Origin of the sequence: Martinezella lusitana (genome assembly GCF_016901135.1) — a bacterium.
GTDB classification, from domain to species: Bacteria; Pseudomonadota; Alphaproteobacteria; order Rhizobiales; family Rhizobiaceae; genus Rhizobium; species Rhizobium lusitanum_D.
In genome coordinates this window covers 82,435-97,982 of sequence record NZ_JAFEVL010000062.1, presented here as the reverse complement: position 1 = coordinate 97,982, position 15,548 = coordinate 82,435, and the positions used below count along the sequence as shown (strand labels likewise).

The 15,548-nt window shown below is 61.4% G+C and carries 14 protein-coding genes; 9 read left to right on the top strand and 5 right to left on the bottom strand.

What is annotated here, in order from left to right; all coding sequences use genetic code 11:
• Positions 1-20: 20 nt before the first annotated feature.
• Positions 21-635, top strand: coding sequence for a TetR family transcriptional regulator (locus tag JTP94_RS26895; RefSeq protein WP_204853463.1), 615 nt, complete (start codon positions 21-23; stop codon positions 633-635).
• 9 nt (positions 636-644) lie between these two features.
• On the opposite strand, the gene JTP94_RS26890 is transcribed toward JTP94_RS26895, so the two are convergent.
• Positions 645-1,115 (bottom strand): Lrp/AsnC family transcriptional regulator, encoded by a 471-nt coding sequence (locus JTP94_RS26890; RefSeq protein WP_034509262.1) that lies wholly within the window; start codon positions 1,113-1,115, stop codon positions 645-647.
• Between the two features lie 150 nt (positions 1,116-1,265).
• Between JTP94_RS26890 and JTP94_RS26885 the strand changes: the two genes are divergently transcribed.
• The 4 genes from JTP94_RS26885 (at position 1,266) to JTP94_RS26870 (ending at position 6,421) form a co-directional block, all read left to right on the top strand.
• A complete protein-coding gene (locus JTP94_RS26885; protein WP_204853462.1) occupies positions 1,266-2,015 on the top strand; it encodes a tryptophan 2,3-dioxygenase family protein in 750 nt (249 codons plus the stop codon).
• A gap of 351 nt (positions 2,016-2,366) precedes the next feature.
• On the top strand, positions 2,367-3,725 hold the full coding sequence (locus JTP94_RS26880) for an Nramp family divalent metal transporter (RefSeq protein ID WP_204853461.1): 1,359 nt from the start codon (positions 2,367-2,369) through the stop codon (positions 3,723-3,725).
• Between the two features lie 177 nt (positions 3,726-3,902).
• Complete coding sequence (locus JTP94_RS26875; protein WP_246755371.1) at positions 3,903-5,693, top strand: M23 family metallopeptidase; 1,791 nt, start codon at positions 3,903-3,905, stop codon at positions 5,691-5,693.
• 350 nt (positions 5,694-6,043) lie between these two features.
• Positions 6,044-6,421, top strand: coding sequence for a DUF427 domain-containing protein (locus JTP94_RS26870; protein ID WP_204853459.1), 378 nt, complete (start codon positions 6,044-6,046; stop codon positions 6,419-6,421).
• On the opposite strand, the gene JTP94_RS26865 is transcribed toward JTP94_RS26870, so the two are convergent.
• The 4 genes from JTP94_RS26865 to JTP94_RS26850 all read right to left on the bottom strand — a co-directional run bounded on the left by JTP94_RS26865 (position 6,418) and on the right by JTP94_RS26850 (position 10,662).
• The gene (locus tag JTP94_RS26865) at positions 6,418-7,488 is read right to left on the bottom strand and encodes an ABC transporter ATP-binding protein (protein WP_204853458.1); all 1,071 of its coding nucleotides are present in this window, start codon (positions 7,486-7,488) and stop codon (positions 6,418-6,420) included. The genes JTP94_RS26870 and JTP94_RS26865 overlap by 4 nt on opposite strands.
• 20 nt (positions 7,489-7,508) lie before the next feature.
• Complete coding sequence (locus JTP94_RS26860; RefSeq protein WP_068390004.1) at positions 7,509-8,357, bottom strand: carbohydrate ABC transporter permease; 849 nt, start codon at positions 8,355-8,357, stop codon at positions 7,509-7,511.
• Positions 8,350-9,288 (bottom strand): carbohydrate ABC transporter permease, encoded by a 939-nt coding sequence (locus tag JTP94_RS26855; protein ID WP_204853457.1) that lies wholly within the window; start codon positions 9,286-9,288, stop codon positions 8,350-8,352. The genes JTP94_RS26860 and JTP94_RS26855 overlap by 8 nt, the downstream gene beginning before the upstream one ends.
• Positions 9,289-9,360: 72 nt before the next feature.
• Positions 9,361-10,662 carry an ABC transporter substrate-binding protein gene (locus tag JTP94_RS26850; RefSeq protein WP_204853456.1) on the bottom strand — a complete coding sequence of 434 codons (1,302 nt, stop codon included), beginning with the start codon at positions 10,660-10,662 and terminating at the stop codon, positions 9,361-9,363.
• 220 nt (positions 10,663-10,882) lie between these two features.
• Here JTP94_RS26850 and JTP94_RS26845 point away from each other — a divergent pair, with 220 nt between their 5' ends.
• The 4 genes from JTP94_RS26845 to JTP94_RS26830 all read left to right on the top strand — a co-directional run bounded on the left by JTP94_RS26845 (position 10,883) and on the right by JTP94_RS26830 (position 15,315).
• Positions 10,883-12,085, top strand: coding sequence for an ROK family transcriptional regulator (locus JTP94_RS26845; protein WP_204853455.1), 1,203 nt, complete (start codon positions 10,883-10,885; stop codon positions 12,083-12,085).
• 40 nt (positions 12,086-12,125) lie between these two features.
• The gene (locus JTP94_RS26840; RefSeq protein WP_204853454.1) at positions 12,126-13,226 is read left to right on the top strand and encodes a Gfo/Idh/MocA family protein; all 1,101 of its coding nucleotides are present in this window, start codon (positions 12,126-12,128) and stop codon (positions 13,224-13,226) included.
• Between the two features lie 24 nt (positions 13,227-13,250).
• Positions 13,251-13,892 (top strand): ThuA domain-containing protein, encoded by a 642-nt coding sequence (locus JTP94_RS26835; protein WP_204853453.1) that lies wholly within the window; start codon positions 13,251-13,253, stop codon positions 13,890-13,892.
• A gap of 379 nt (positions 13,893-14,271) precedes the next feature.
• Entirely contained in the window at positions 14,272-15,315 is a 1,044-nt protein-coding gene (locus JTP94_RS26830; protein WP_204853452.1) for a zinc transporter ZntB, read from the top strand.
• Positions 15,316-15,548 lie beyond the last annotated feature (233 nt).

Here is a 15,548-nt window from a genome sequence, read left to right as displayed (position 1 = left end):
AGGAAGCTTCGAGGAGGAGCATGCGCAGAACCAAGGAAGATGCCGCCAAGACCAGAGAGGAAGTCCTGATCGCGGCCGCCGCGGTTTTCTATGAAAACGGCATAAGCGGTTCGAGCCTGGAGAAGATCGCCCAGCGTGCCGGCGTAACACGCGGCGCGATCTACTGGCATTTCAAGGACAAGGCCGAGGTTTTGACGGCGCTGCATAGCGAAATCCGCCTGCCGCAGGAGGCGATCGTCGATCATGCGCTGGAGCATGGCCACGACGATCCTCTGGGCCTGATCGAGCAGGCCTCGATCGAGGTCGTGCATATCCTGGCGAATGACGAGCAACAGCAGCGCGTCTTTGCCATTATGATCCTCGGCTGCGAATTCACCGAGGACCCCTCCGAGACTGCCCAGCGTATCATCACCGCCAACGCCGAAATGTACGAAAAACTGCAGAAGCTGATCGACATGGCCGACCAGCAAGGCAAGCTCGCGAGCGGCTGGACCATCGACACCGCCGCCCGCGCCTTCCAATGCTCCATGAACGGTCTTTTTGCCGAATGGCTGCGATCGGGCAAGTCGTTTGCGGTGGTCGATGTCGGCGAGAAGCTGGTGCGCAGCCTGATCGGCTCGATGCGGCGCAGCTGAGACCGATAGTTATTCACCGGCATGCCGCATGGCTTCGGCAAGCGAGATGTCCGACTTGATCTCCCGGGTCGACATCGATGTCACGGTGTGCCGCACGCCGGGCAGCCTGTTGAGCTCCTGCCGCAGCAGCCAGTCGAGCGCCGCCATGTCGGTGGCCAGAATATGCAGGAGATAATCGGCCTCGCCGGTCGTCGCATGACAGCGCCAGATCAACGGATGGCGTCGCACGGCGGCTTCGAAGACATCGAAACGCTCGACATCGATCGAGACCTGCACGAAAGCCTCCAGGCCGAAACCCAGCCGGGCCGGATCGAGCGCCGTCCTGTAGCCCCTGATCACGCCCGCCTCCTCAAGCGCCTTCACCCGCTTCCAGCACGGCGTCTTGCTGAGGCCGACCAGCTCGGCGAGTGCCGCAAACGAGATCCGGGCGTCGGCCTCCAGCGCGGCAATGATCTTGTGATCCAGTGCGTCCAATTTCATCGTTCTTTCCATATCGCTAAAAATGATCGATCGTACTCCTATTTTCCGATTTTGAGTGACAAATTGGAACAATGTTCAAGCCGAAATTTCGTATCCTTCCGGAAGAGCAAACAGCTTGGCGGCCGCGGGCCGGATGAAAAGGGAACGAAGATGCAAAAGGAAGAATACTACGCCCGTATCGAAGCACCCGACATGCGCGACTACGGCGTCTACCTGCAATGCGACAAGCTGCTTGCCTGTCAAAAGCCGCTGAGCGGAATGGTCAACGGCGACGAACTGCAGTTTCAGATCGTTCACCAGGTGGAAGAGCTCTGGATGAAGCTCATCGCCTACTCGCTGGTCGACGTCATCGGCTTCATGGAAGAGCGCAACACGCACCGCGTCGTAACCCTCATGGGCCGCGTGCATCGGCTCATGCGCATGATGACGACCCAGCTCGACCTCCTGGAAACCATGTCGCCAAAGGAATACCAGGAGATCCGCCTGCAGCTCGGCAACGGCAGCGGCCAGGAATCGCCCGGCTTCAAGTTCCTGCTGCGCATGCCGCCCGACCTCTGGCACGCCTTCAAGGCGCATTATCTCGATGCCGCCGGACTGACGATCGAGGATATCTATGACGGCAAATACGATCACGGCGACAGCTACGTGGTCGCGGAAGCCCTGGTGGAATTCGACGAACTGTTCCAGAAATTCCGCGCCAACCACATCTATCTGATCCAGCGCTCCATCGGGCTCGGTTCGAAATCCCTGAAAGGCCGGCCGGTCGACCTGTTGCAGGCTGGCGCCCGCCATCGCTTCTTTCCCGATCTCTGGGATATCCGCGCTGAGATGACCGATCGTTGGGGCAGCCAATATGGCGTGGTCCGGGATTCCATTTCCAAGCACGACGCCGCCGGCTAGGCGACAGCTGAAAGCAGCCTTCCGCCGCGCGGCATGACGCGACGGAAGGTTTTCAATGCCCGCGTACAAGCGCGACAGTGGGGTTGGCGCGACAGGTGCCCCTCCTCATAAGGCGCGTCGTTATCGCCGATAGTCGACGACTATCTTTCCGGCGACGGACCTCCCTCCACGAGCGTGGAACCCCTCTCCTCCCAGCAGTAGCGGCGGCGTCAACTCCGCCGACGACGGCATAGGCAAGGGCATTTTGCCGCCCGATAAAATGCCAAAACCATGAAATATAGCCTATTGCATAATGTTGATATCCAGCATATTTATTTAGTCACTTCAAAATTCGATCCTCCCGGAGCCCGCATGACGCAAATTCAGGAAGCCGCCGCGCAAGACCGCGCATGGAAATTCGCGAGCGCCGACGAGGACGACCGCCCAAGCCTTTCCGAAGTCAATTCCACGATCAATGTTCCCCATACCGGCACCTGGGTCCGGCGCATGATCGCCTTCCTTGGACCGGGCTATATGATCTCCGTCGGTTACATGGACCCCGGCAACTGGGCGACGGACATCGCGGGCGGCTCGCAATTCGGCTACACGCTGCTTGCCGTCATCATGCTGTCCAACCTGATGGCGATCCTGTTGCAGGCCTTGTCGGCCCGGCTCGGCATCGTTACCGGCCGTGATCTCGCGCAGGCCTGTCGCGATCACTATCCGCGGCCCGTCAACCTGGCCCTATGGTTTGCCTGTGAGCTGGCCATCATTGCCTGCGACCTCGCCGAAGTCATCGGCACGGCGATCGCTCTGCAGCTGCTTTTCGGAATTCCGCTGATCGGCGGCGCGCTGATCACCGCGCTCGACGCCTTTCTGCTGCTGCTTCTGATGAACAAGGGCTTCCGCTATCTCGAAGCCTTCGTCATCGCGCTGCTGATCGTCATCGCCACCTGTTTTGCCGTGCAGATCGTCGCTGCCGCGCCTCCGATCGCAGGCATCCTCCACGGCTTCATCCCCTCGCCCGAGATCGTCACCAATCCTGCAATGCTCTACATCGCCATGGGCATCATCGGCGCGACCGTCATGCCGCATAATCTCTACCTGCATTCCTCGATCGTGCAGACCCGCGCCTATAAGCGCAATGACGAAGGCCGCCGCGACGCCATCAAATGGGCAACCCTCGACAGCACCATCGCTCTGATGCTGGCGCTCTTCGTCAATGCCGCGATCCTGATCGTTGCCGCCGCCGCCTTCCACGATAGCGGCCATGCCGACGTTGCCGAGATCGGCCAGGCATATGAACTGCTGTCGCCGCTGCTCGGCCTCGGCATCGCCTCCACCCTCTTTGCCATCGCGCTGCTCGCCTCCGGCCTCAATTCGACTGTCACGGCGACGCTCGCGGGTCAGATCGTAATGGAAGGCTTCCTCCGCCTGCGGATTCCGCACTGGGCAAGGCGACTTTTGACCCGCGGCCTCGCAATTATTCCGGTTGTGTTCGTGACCGCTATTTATGGTGAAAAAGGTACTGCCAATCTGCTCGTGCTCAGCCAGGTCGTCCTGTCCATGCAGCTGCCTTTTGCGGTCATTCCGCTGGTCCAATTCGTCACGAATCGCGAGAAAATGGGCAATTTCGTCGTGTCGAGAAGTGTTGCCATTATCTCCTGGCTGGTCGCGGCAATCATTCTGGTGCTGAACTTCAAGCTGCTCTACGACACCATCTTCGGTTGACGAATCATCCGGAACGCGCGAATCTGGACCTGTGGACGATCACGGCAATTAACAGACTCGTAATATTTGCCTAGATTTCGCCATGATTTGCCCTAGTTTGGGCCCACCGCAGTCTGCAGGGTTCCTCACTTCATGGTCGAAAGTCCATTGCGCGTCCAATTTCCTGCAGAAGCTGCGATGCAGGCGCGGCCGCATCATGAATTTCACATTCCATTTCTGCCTCGCTCCCCACATCTTCGCCATCTGATCGCCATCAGCCTGGCCGGCACCGCCTCCTTCGGCCTTCTCGCGAGCGTGCTCTATCCATTGCTGGCGCATCATACCATCGAGCAGGCCGTGCCGATGCGCACCACCCAGCTTGCGCGCCCGCAGCCCGCGCTGCGCAAGAGCACCCGCATCGCCGCCGCAAAGCAGCGTTTCGATGGTGCCCGTTTCGCGCAGGTGGCAGAGAAGACCTCGAGCGGCGAAACCCGCATTTTCACTTATCACCGCACGACGTTGGTTTTCAAATCGGCGGAACCCGCAAGCTCCGACGGCAATCTCGGTGCCATCAACGCCTCTTATGGCGGCGAACGTGCCGATGAGGTGGCGTTCTCGCCGCCGTCGCTGTCGGATATCCGCCATGGCATCTATCCGCAGACCACGCATTATGATGCTGTTCGGCGCTCCCGCTTCCCCGTTCGCGGCGTTCCGCTGAACGTCAGCGTTTCGAGGGCAACCACGGGCGAGTCGGGTCGCGAGTTCCACAAGCTCGTCTCCATGCCGAAGGACAAGCAGGATCTGCAGGACATCCTCGCATCCGCGGGCCTCAGCAGCGACGCTGGCGATGAGCTGCAACGCGCGCTTGAGACCGACACGGTTTCCCCCGGCGACAGCCTGGAGCTGCTGCTGGAGAAGAAGGGCCCGAATGCACGCCCGAAGCTGATCATGGCCCGCCTCAGCGGCGACAAGACGCCCGAGCGCGTCGTCGCGCGCGACGATGCCGACAGCTTTGTGCCGATGGCCAATGACCAGCTGTTTTCCACGCTCTATAGCGAAAGCCAGGCCGAATTGCCTGCCTCGACGGAGGTAGCTGCCGTCGATCTCAAGGACGTTGACGGGAACGACGAGACGACAATCAGCGCCAAGCTCGAGAAGGCCGGCCTGACCAGGGAGTGCGCCTCGCAGCTCGTCAAGCTTGCCAAGGCCAAGGGCATTTCGCTGACGAGCATCGAAGATGCGCCCGACAGCGTCGATCTGCTCTTCCGCAGGGCGGAGGATGGCAAGAACGAGTTGATGTTCATCGAGTTCCATGCCGACGGCGACACGCACCGCTTCTATCTGCACAAAAATAGTGGCGAAGAGCCGTCGGAATTCTACGATGAAGGCGGCCATTCGATCGCCAAGTCGCTTGTGCACCGTCCCGTGCCGAACGGCACGCTTGGCGACGGTTTCGCCTGGCGCATCCATCCCATCCTCGGCGTGAAGAAGTTCCATAACGGCGTCGATTTCCGCGCACCGATGGGCAGCCCGATCCAGGCTGCCGGCGATGGCGTCGTCGAAAAGATCTCTTGGGAAACGGGCTACGGCAAATATGTCCGCATCCGTCACGACGGCGGCTATGAGACCACCTATGCCCATATTTCCGCAACACCATCGGACTTGCGCATCGGCCAGCGCGTCACTCAGGGCCAGGTCATCGCCTATGTCGGCTCGACCGGCTACTCCACCGGCCCGCATCTCTACTATGAACTGCGCGTCAACGGCCGCTATGAGAATCCGCTGACAGCACAATTGCCCGCGGGCACGAACCTCACGGGCAAGTCGCTCGACAGCCTGCGCTCGCAGGTCAGCCACGTTGAAAACATCATGAGCTATCTCGACGTGCCGCCGGCGCGCGACGATGCGCCACCGCCCTTCCCGGGCTTTGAGCAAGGGTCGGGGTTTGGCGGGCCTGGGCCTGGGCCGAACCACTTCGGCGCACCTTAAACCTCCGTCGCGCGCGCTCGGCTGATTGCAGAGCCAGTTGCGCACATTTGCGACTGAGCCCTGATAATCGGCGGCGCGCTTCCTATATCCCTTTTCGAACGCAAATTGTCAGGCATCTCCGCCGTTGCCGCGGCTTCGTACCTGGCCCCTCACCCTAGCCCTCTCCCCGCAAGCGGGGCGATGGGATGACAGAGCAAGGCAATCGGCCACTCCATTTAAAAGGCTCGGTGTCGAGCATTGTAGAGCCCCCTCTCCCCGCAATGCGGGAAGAGGGTTGGGGTGAGGGGCTAAGCACAAGGCCGCCACATCGGCGGACACACCCGACCATCGCTCAACCCAGGAGGCCCGTGATGTCGCAAAAGCCAGTCAAGATACCCGGTCCCGATCATCCCATCACGATCGAAGAGAAGCATGCGCATGTCGCCGTTTCTGTCGCCGGCAAGGTGATCGCCGACACGCGCGAAGCGCTGTCCCTCAAGGAGGCGTCCTATCCGGCTGTGCTCTATATCCCGCGCAAGGATGTCGACCTGTCGTTGCTGGAAAGAACCAGCCACGAAACCTACTGCCCCTACAAGGGCGAGTGCTCCTACTACAGCATCCCCGCCGGCGGCGAGCGCTCTGTGAACGCGATCTGGACCTATGAGAATCCTTATCCTTCGGTCGGTCAGATCAAGGACTACATGGCTTTCTATCCTGATCGCGTCGACGTAATCGACATCATCACCTAGAGGGCTAGCCCGCTCGACGCATCGAAGACGTAGACCAGGTCCGGGCTGACGGAAACATTCAGTTGCTGGCCATAGCGCACCGGCGCCTCGCCATCGACGACGGCCGTCACCTGCTCGCCGGCGAGGTCGAACAGCACATGCGTCTGAGCGCCGGTCGGCTCGACAAGCAGCGTCTGGCCGCTGAGTGGCGAACCGCCGGTCGCAAGGCTGAGGTGCTCGGGCCGCAGGCCGATCTTCACGCTCTGGCCCGGCTTCACCTTGCGCTCGCTAGCGATGCGCACCGACGTGCTATCCTTCAGCCGCACGGCCGGGGCGCCATCGACCCCATCCACCACACCGTCGAGGAAATTCATCGCCGGCGAGCCGATGAAACCGGCGACGAAGAGATTGGCCGGCTTGCGGTAAAGCTCGATCGGCGTGCCCTGCTGCTCGATCTTGCCCTGGTTCAGGACAACGATGCGGTCGGCAAGCGTCATGGCCTCGATCTGGTCATGGGTCACGTAGATCGACGTCGTCTGCACCTTCTGATGCAATGCCTTGATTTCCGAGCGCATCTGCACGCGCAGTTTCGCATCGAGGTTGGACAGCGGCTCGTCGAACAGGAAGACGGCCGGATTGCGCACGACGGCGCGGCCCATGGCGACGCGCTGGCGCTGGCCGCCGGAGAGCTGCGCCGGCTTGCGGTCGAGCAGCTTGGTGAGATCGAGCATGCGCGCCGCTTCGTTGACCCGCTGTTCGATGACCTGCTTGGTCTGACCCGAGAGCTTCAGGTTGAAGCCCATGTTCTCGGCGACGGTCATGTGCGGATAAAGCGCATAGGACTGGAAGACCATGGCGATGTTGCGCTCGCGCGGCGTCATGCCGTTGACCACCTGTCCGCCGATCGACACGTCGCCGTCGGTGATTTCCTCAAGGCCGGCGATCATGCGCAGCAGCGTCGATTTCCCGCAGCCCGAGGGGCCGACGAGGGCGATGAACTCGCCGTCATCGATCGCCAGCGAGATATCGTGGATGACCGTGAGCGCCCCATAGGCCTTGTGGATGTTGTGCAGTTCGACGGATGCCATGCTTTTTGCTCCGATGAGGCTCAGGATTTCACCGCACCGGCGGTGAGGCCGGCGATGATATGCTTCTGCGCCAGGAAGAAGACGATAATGGTGGGCAGGATGGTCAGCGTGATGAAGGCGAGCACCAGCTCCCATTCCGTGCCGAATTCGCCGCTATAGACCATCATGCCGAGCGGCCAGGGATAGATCGAGTCCGAATTCAGCATGATCAGCGGCAGGATGTAGCTGTTCCAGCTGCCGACGAAAGAGATGATGCTGACGGTGGCGATGATCGGCCGCGAGAGCGGCAGCGAGATATGCCAGAAGAAGCGAATATAGCCGCAACCGTCGACAAAGGCCGCCTGGAACAATTCTTCCGGAAGGTTGCGGAAATAATTGCGGAAAAGCAGGATGCTCATGCCGAGACCGAAGGCCACCTGCGGCAGCACCACGCCCCAATAGGTATTGAGCAGGCCGAGATCGCGGATGCGGATGAACAGCGGCAGGATGGCGGTCGCGGCCGGGAACATAAGGCCGATCAGGAAATAGTTGAGCAGGAAGTTCGAGCCGAAGAATTTTACATGCGCGAAGGCGAAGGCGGCCATCGCCGAGACCGATACCGTCAGGAACACGGTCAGTACGGCGATGATCAAAGAATTCATCATCTGCCGCCAGTAGCGGTCGCCGAACAGGATGCCGGTATAATTCTCGAAATGCCACTCGGCCGGCAGGCCGAAGGGATTGGTCCGGAGATCGCCGAGCGACTTGAAGCCGCCGAGCGCGGTCGTCAGCAGCGGGATCAGCACGATGGCGGCAATGATGGTCAGCGACACGTAGAGATAGATCTTCGTGCCGGTGCTCAGTCGAACGGATGTGGCCATATCAGTCATTGCGCATAAATATCCGTTTGTAGCCGAAGGCAAGGGTGACGCAGATCACGAACAGCACGACGCCGACGGCGCTGCCGAGGCCGACCTGCATGCGGGTGACGCCGAAATTGTAGAGGAAGGTCACCATCGTCTGCGTCGAGTTGAACGGTCCGCCGCCGGTGAGCGGCATGATCATGTCGAAGAGCTGCAGCGAACCCACCACGGCGAAAAACACGGAGAGACGCAGCGTCGAGCCGAGCAGCGGCAGGGTGACGTAACGAAATTTCTGCCAGCCGGTGGCGCCGTCGATCTCGGCCGCTTCCAGCACGCTCTTGTCGAGGGATTGCAGGCCGGCGATGAACAGCATCATGTGGAAGCCGAAATATTTCCACACGATCACGCCGAGCACCGCGTACATCGCCAGATCCTTGTCGGCGAGCACGTATGGCGTGGGCGTGCCGAGGAAATGCGCGATCGCGGCGAAGAGGCCGTAATCGCCGTCATAGACGAAACGCCAGATCAGGCCGGCGGCAACCTCGGCCAGCACATAGGGCAGGAAGAAGATCAGCCGGAAGAGCACGACGCCGCGGATGCGGTTGGCGAGCATCGTCGCAAGCCAGATGGCGAGCGGCACCTGAATGGCGATCGACACCACGATGATGAGCGCATTGTTCTTGAGCGACGTCAGGAACGCGCCGTTCTTGAACAACACCTGGAAATTGCGCAGGCCCACGAACTCCGTCGGGGGCCCATAACCGTCCCAGCGATAGAGGCTGTACCAGGCCGCTTCCCCCATCGGCAGGATGACGAAGATGGTGAAAAGCAGAAGTGCTGGCGGCAGGAACAGCAGGATGACAGGCATGCGGCCGCGCGCCGATGGCGACTTTCGCCGCACGGCAGGCTTCGCTCTTGCTAGGGATGGCATGGCGTTCGTGGCGCTGACATCGGTCATGGGCAGTCTCGACTATTTCAATTCCAAGAAAGATCGGCGCCGGTGCCAAGGGAACACCGGCGCCGGATGCAGCTAGAGCTGATCCTGCTCGAAGGCGTCCTGAACCTGCTGCGCGCCATCCTTTGGCGAAAGCTGGCCGGATGCGATACCGACGGAAATGTCATTGACGACGCGGCCGACGGACGGACCGAGATCCTGGTCGAAGAAGTTCTGGTGCCAGGTCGAATGCGCCAACTGGTCGGCGGCGCCGCGCATCAGCGGAGATTTGATGCCGTCCTCCGCGCCGATAGCGACGGGAATAATCAAACCGGCCTGCGCGATCGTGCGTTCGCTGTCAGCACTCGTGAGATAGGCCAGGAAATCGAGCGTCTCCGGCGGGGCTTTCTTCGTGACGGCCCAGCCGTTCAGGCCGCCGAGCGTATCGGTCGGAAGGCCCGCACCGCCGGTCACGGCCGGGAAGGCGAAGCGGCCGATATTGTCGTCAGCCAGGCCTTTGCCATCACCGGAATTGACGCGTTGGGTGGCGACCGTCGTCTCGAAGCTAAGAATCATCGCCGCCTTGCCGTCACCGAAGACGCCAAGCGTTTGCGGCCAGGTAGCGCCGAGATAGCCGGGCTGGAACGGTTCGAGCTTACCAAGTTCCGCAAGCTGCTCACCGGCCTTGATGATAGCCGGGTCGTTGAAGCCGTTGCCCTTGCCGTTCTTGGCGTCGTTGAAAACCTGCTGACCGCCGTCGCGCATGACGAGGTAGCTCCAGTAGAAATGGATCGGCCATTTCTCACCGCCGCCGCCCGCGATCGGCACGATACCGGCGGCCTTGATCTTCTTGACCGCGGCAAGATAGTCGTCCCAGGTCTTGATGGCGTCGGCGTCGACGCCCGCCTTGGCGAAGAGTGCCTTGTTATAGAAGAAGGAAACCGTACCCATCTGATAGGGCACGGCGCTGATCTTGCCGTCGAAGGTCAGGCCCTTGATGGCAGCCTGATTATAGCTCTTCTTCCAGGCGCCGTCCTTTGCATCCATCGCCTGGGTCAGATCGAGCAGCGTACCGGTCTGCTGTTGCTGCTTCAGCACGCCGCCGCCCCAGCTATAAAACAAATCCGGAGCGTCCTTGGATTGCAGCAGGGTTGGCAATTTGGCTTTGAAGGCTTCATTGGCCAGGAACTGCATCTCGATCTTCGTGCCCGGATGCTTGGCTTCATACCCGTCGGCGATTTTGCGCCATATGGCGACATAGGCCGGATTGGCCTCGAGATGCAGCCATTTGACGACGGTGTCGGCGGCAGCGCTCGTCGCGCCCGCCAGCATCGTCAGTCCAGCGGTGGCGACAATAGCCGCCATGCGAAGGGCTTTAGCCCCACGTAGATGGATCATGATTTTCTCCTCCCAAGGGAACAAGAGCCTCAAATATTTTTTCCCTTATACGGATTAATTCAACGGAGCTTTGCTGAAATGTCAACCACCATTGCTAAATTTTCGGCAGATCGCCGGTAAAACGGCTTGACATTGGGCAATGGGCATAGGTTATTTAATACGCATTCCGTTAAAAATACCAGGCCGCCGCCGAGCGGGTCCGTCATCCGGCACCATTCTCATGAAAACAGCAGATCCCGAACTTATGCGGGCGATAAACCGCTTCAACGTGCTGGATACGATCCGGCGAGCCGGTTCTATCGCACGCATCGAAATCAGCGAACGCACCCAGCTTTCGACCACCACGGTCTCGGCGATAACAGCGTCGCTCCTGGATGATGGCCTGATCCTGGCACGCACGGAGGGCGACCTGCGCGAGGCCGCCGCCCGCGGCCGGCCCCGCGTCATGCTGGAACTCAATCCGGATGCCGCCCGCGTCGTCGGCGCGAAGATCGCCGCCAACCGCATGGTCTTCGTCGTGACCGATTTTCGCGGCGAGGTTCTTTCCACGCTGACGCTGGCGCTCCGCGTCGACCGGCAGCCGATCGGCGTCATCGCCGATTTGATCGAGGACGGTGTGCGCCGCTGCGTCGTCGATGCCAACCTTGCACTCGACGAGATCGATTCGGTCTGTCTCGGCCTGCCTGGCGTCATCGAGCATCGCACCGGCCATGTGCGCACTAGCCCGATCTTCCGCGAAACCGGCGTCGATTTCGCCAGGGAAATGTCCGAGCGCCTGGGTGTGACCACGATCGTCGAAAGCGATGCCCACGCCATCACGCTTGCCCATCACTGGTTCGGCAAGGCGAGGGACCTCGACGATATGGTGCTGGTGTCGCTGGAACAGACACTCGGGCTCGGCGTCCTGCACGGCGGCCAGCTCTTTCGCGGCGCCGGCGGCCTCAGCCATAATCTCGGCGACCTGGTTCTCGGCATCGGGTCGCAGGGCATGGTCAGACTGGCGAGCCTTGCCGGCGAGAGCGCCATTCTCGGCGATCAACCGAGCGGCCGTTTCGCCGAGGCCATCCGCCTCGGCCAGGGCATGGCGCATGCAAAGACACTGATCGCGGCCGAAGACAACGCCCTGATTGGCGCAGCCATCCGCGCCGGCGAGGCCTGCGGCACGGCGCTCGCCAATATCGTCACACTGTTTGCCCCGCCGCGCGTCATTCTTGTGGGATCGAGCCTGGCACTCGGCCAGCCCTTCCTCGACAGTCTGCGGGAGGCCTATTCGCTGGCGATCCCACCGTCGATCAAGGGCGTGACCGAACTCGTTTTCGATCAGTCGACCGACGAGACCTGGGCGCAGGGCGCGGCTGTCGTCGCGCTGCGCGAACTCTACGAATCGCCCTGGGGAACGACAGGACCGGCACCGGCCCTCTGATCCGCGGGACAAGCACAGACAATTCATCTGGAGGAAATCTATGAACACGGTCGGCATCGGCATTATCGGCTGCGGAAACATTTCCGGCGCCTATCTCACCGCCATGAAATCCTTTCCCATTCTCGACATCAAAGGCGTCGCCGACCTCAATCGCGAGCTTGCCGAGGCAAAAGCCGCCGAATTCGGCCTGAAGGCGGTTGAGATCGCGACCCTGCTCTCCGACCCCTCGGTCGAGATCATCGTCAATCTGACCATACCGAAGGCGCATGTCGCGGTCGGCCTGCAGGCGCTGGATGCCGGCAAGCACACCTATTCGGAAAAGCCGCTCGGCATCAATTTCGCCGAGGGCAAGCAGCTTGCGGACGCCGCAGCCGTCAAGGGTCTGCGCATCGGCGCAGCGCCCGACACCTTCCTCGGCGGCGGCCACCAGACGGCCCGCGCCATCATCGACGAAGGCGCGATCGGCATTCCGGTCGGCGGCACCGCCACCTTCATGTGCCCCGGCCATGAACGCTGGCATCCGAATCCGGCTTTCTACTATGAAGTCGGCGGCGGCCCGATGCTCGACATGGGTCCCTATTACATTACCGATCTCGTCAATCTGCTCGGGCCTGTCTCCCAGGTTGCCGGCTTTGCCGTGACGCCGCGCCAGGAACGCATCATCACCAGCGAGCCGCGCAACGGCGAGCACATCCCCGTACATGTCGCAACCCATGTCGCCGGCGTCATGGCCTTCGCCAGCGGCGCGGTCGTCCAGATCGGCATGAGCTTTGATGTCGCCGGCCATAAGCATGTGCCGCTCGAAGTCTACGGCACCGAGGGCACGCTGATCGTGCCCGACCCCAATCGCTTCGGCGGCCCCGTCGAGTTCCTGAAGAAGGGCGGCGAGTTCGCGGAGCGCGAAATCACGGCTCCCTATGCCGACGGCAATTACCGCTCGCTCGGCGTCGCCGATATGGCGCATGCCATCCGCTCGAACCGACCGCACAGGGCCAATGGCAGCCTGGCGCTGCACGTGCTCGAGGTCATGGAAGCCTTCCAGACCGCGTCCGATAGCGGGCGCACGGTCACCATCACAACGCAAACGGAACGTCCGGCCCCTCTGTCCGAATCCCTCGTGGACGGAAAAATCGGCCGCTAACCGCACAATTTCAGGAGGAATATCATGCGTGAAGCACTTATCGTCTGGGGCGGCTGGAGCGGCCACGAGCCGCAGGAATGCGCCCATATCATCCGCGACATGCTGGAAGAGGACGGTTTCAAGGTCTATCTCGAAAACAGCACCGAAGCCTTCGCCGACCCCTCGATCCACGATCTCAGCCTGATCGTGCCGATCGTCACCATGTCGAAGATCGAGAAGGAGGAGGTGAAGAACCTCGCAGCCGCGATCGAGAGCGGCGTCGGCATTGCCGGCTATCACGGCGGCGCGGGCGACTCGTTCCGCGAAAGCGTCGAGTATCAGTTCATCATCGGCGGCCAGTGGGTCGCCCATCCCGGCAACATCATCGACTACACCGTCAACATCACCCGATCAGACGACCCGATCATGGAGGGGATCACCGATTTCCCCTACACGTCCGAGCAATATTACATGCATGTGGATCCGTCGAACGAGGTGCTGGCGACGACGACCTTCACCGGCGACCACGCCTATTGGATCGACGGCGTCGTCATGCCGGTCGCCTGGAAGCGCAAATACGGCAAGGGCCGCGTCTTCTATTCCTCGCTCGGCCACCAGGCCAAGGAATTCGACGTGCCGCAGATGAAGACCATCTTCCGCCGCGGCGCCAACTGGGCGGCGCGCTGAGGGTGGCTGCCTCTTTCTGAGCAAGGACTGCCCCTCGTTTAATGCGAGCAAGAATTGCCGCGCACCCTAACCCTCTCCCCGCGCGCGGGGAGAGGGAACGATCTCAGTCCCTCGTCTCGCGATAGGCTGGAAGGAAGGCTGCGGGTGCCCCATCCCCTTCTCCCCGTTCCGACGGGGAGAAGGTGGCCGATAGGCCGGATGAGGGGCCTTGGAGGCTTGAGGGACTTTAGTGGCCCCCATACCTCGTACCGGCAAGAGAAGCCGGTCACCTGACAAACACTTAGCCCTCACCTTGCTACCTTGACCCGAACTGATAAAATGCCGCCAGCACGCCACAAACTCTTGTGCTGCATGCGCTTTTTGTTGCCGTGGGGGTGAGATGGATCAAGGCACCATGGAAGCATCGAACGGCTCGACGGTCAGCTACGGCACCGAACCGGGATTGCGTTTTGCCTCCCTGCTGGACGGACAGGGCGGCTGCAAGCAACTGACCATGGATCAGGCCTGTTCCTGGAAGCCTGGAGAGGGCGTCACCTGGCTGCATCTCGAGCGCGACCATCCCGCCACCGCCGATTGGGTCACCAACAGGAGCGGCCTTGATCCTTTCGTGGTCGAAGCGCTGCTGGAAGAAGAATCTCGTCCGCGCGTCGAACCGGTGGGCGACGGACTGCTGATCATCCTGCGCGGCGTCTGCGCGACATCGCCCGATGGCACGACGCAGAAGCCCGCCGATATCGACCTCGTGCCCCTGCATCTCTGGGTCGACGGCGATCGCGTCGTCTCCCTGCGCGACAGCGGCCACTACATCACGGCGCTCCGCGATATCCGCCTGTCACTGGAAAAGAAAAAAGGGCCGCAGCGTTCCGGTGAACTGCTCGCCCTGATCGCCGACAAGCTGGTGCGCGATCTCGAACCCGTGCTCGACGCCATGGACGAAGAGGTGGATGAGCTCGACGAGCTGATCTTTCACGGCGAGGCCGGTCAGGTGCGCGAACGCCTGAAGCTGCTGCGCCGGCGCGCCGTGCAGCTGCGCCGTTACCTTGCGCCGCAACGCGATGCGCTGAACCGCATCGAACATGACGACGCGCCCTGGCTTGCCGAACGCGACAAGCTGCGCCTGCGCGAGGTCATCGACAAGCTGATGCGCTATATCGAATATCTCGACGCCATCCGCGACCGCACTGGCATCCTGCATGACGACCTGTCGACCGTCATCAGCGAGCGCATCGCCCGCAACTCCAACCGCCTCGCCGCCCTTGCGGCCCTGCTTCTGCCGCCAAGCGTGGTCGCCGGCCTGTTCGGCATGAATGTCGGCGGCATTCCCGGCGTCAACGACACCTGGGCCTTCGTGGTCATCGTCCTCTTCGTGACGATCACATCGATCGCCACCCTCTGGGTGCTGAAGCGCATCAACTGGCTTTAGCGGCCGGCTCTCGGTTTCGGCCACGCCCATGGCACAGGCCATCGTTTCGAATAGGCAGTACGCAATCCCGGCCGACGAGCCGAGCATTGGTCATGCGATCAAAGGTGCCTGAGCAGCTTGAAACCATACACCCGCCTTTCGGGTCTGAAATATGAATTCCTTGCATTTCCAATCCCGATCAATCGGTTATCGACTTCGTTATTCGTTACTGAAACAAGACGCGAACGAGATTT

Excerpts from the sequence above, each read along its gene's own strand:
- JTP94_RS26835 (WP_204853453.1), top strand. The coding sequence starts at position 13,251 with ATGCGTGAAGCACTTATCGTCTGGGGCGGCTGGAGCGGCCACGAGCCG.
- JTP94_RS26870 (WP_204853459.1), top strand. The coding sequence starts at position 6,044 with ATGTCGCAAAAGCCAGTCAAGATACCCGGTCCCGATCATCCCATCACG.
- JTP94_RS26830 (WP_204853452.1), top strand. The coding sequence starts at position 14,272 with ATGGATCAAGGCACCATGGAAGCATCGAACGGCTCGACGGTCAGCTAC.
- JTP94_RS26875 (WP_246755371.1), top strand. The coding sequence starts at position 3,903 with ATGCAGGCGCGGCCGCATCATGAATTTCACATTCCATTTCTGCCTCGC.
- JTP94_RS26845 (WP_204853455.1), top strand. The coding sequence starts at position 10,883 with ATGAAAACAGCAGATCCCGAACTTATGCGGGCGATAAACCGCTTCAAC.
- JTP94_RS26885 (WP_204853462.1), top strand. The coding sequence starts at position 1,266 with ATGCAAAAGGAAGAATACTACGCCCGTATCGAAGCACCCGACATGCGC.
- JTP94_RS26860 (WP_068390004.1), bottom strand. The coding sequence starts at position 8,357 with ATGACTGATATGGCCACATCCGTTCGACTGAGCACCGGCACGAAGATC.
- JTP94_RS26895 (WP_204853463.1), top strand. The coding sequence starts at position 21 with ATGCGCAGAACCAAGGAAGATGCCGCCAAGACCAGAGAGGAAGTCCTG.
- JTP94_RS26865 (WP_204853458.1), bottom strand. The coding sequence starts at position 7,488 with ATGGCATCCGTCGAACTGCACAACATCCACAAGGCCTATGGGGCGCTC.
- JTP94_RS26890 (WP_034509262.1), bottom strand. The coding sequence starts at position 1,115 with ATGAAATTGGACGCACTGGATCACAAGATCATTGCCGCGCTGGAGGCC.
- JTP94_RS26850 (WP_204853456.1), bottom strand. The coding sequence starts at position 10,662 with ATGATCCATCTACGTGGGGCTAAAGCCCTTCGCATGGCGGCTATTGTC.
- JTP94_RS26855 (WP_204853457.1), bottom strand. The coding sequence starts at position 9,288 with ATGACCGATGTCAGCGCCACGAACGCCATGCCATCCCTAGCAAGAGCG.
- JTP94_RS26880 (WP_204853461.1), top strand. The coding sequence starts at position 2,367 with ATGACGCAAATTCAGGAAGCCGCCGCGCAAGACCGCGCATGGAAATTC.
- JTP94_RS26840 (WP_204853454.1), top strand. The coding sequence starts at position 12,126 with ATGAACACGGTCGGCATCGGCATTATCGGCTGCGGAAACATTTCCGGC.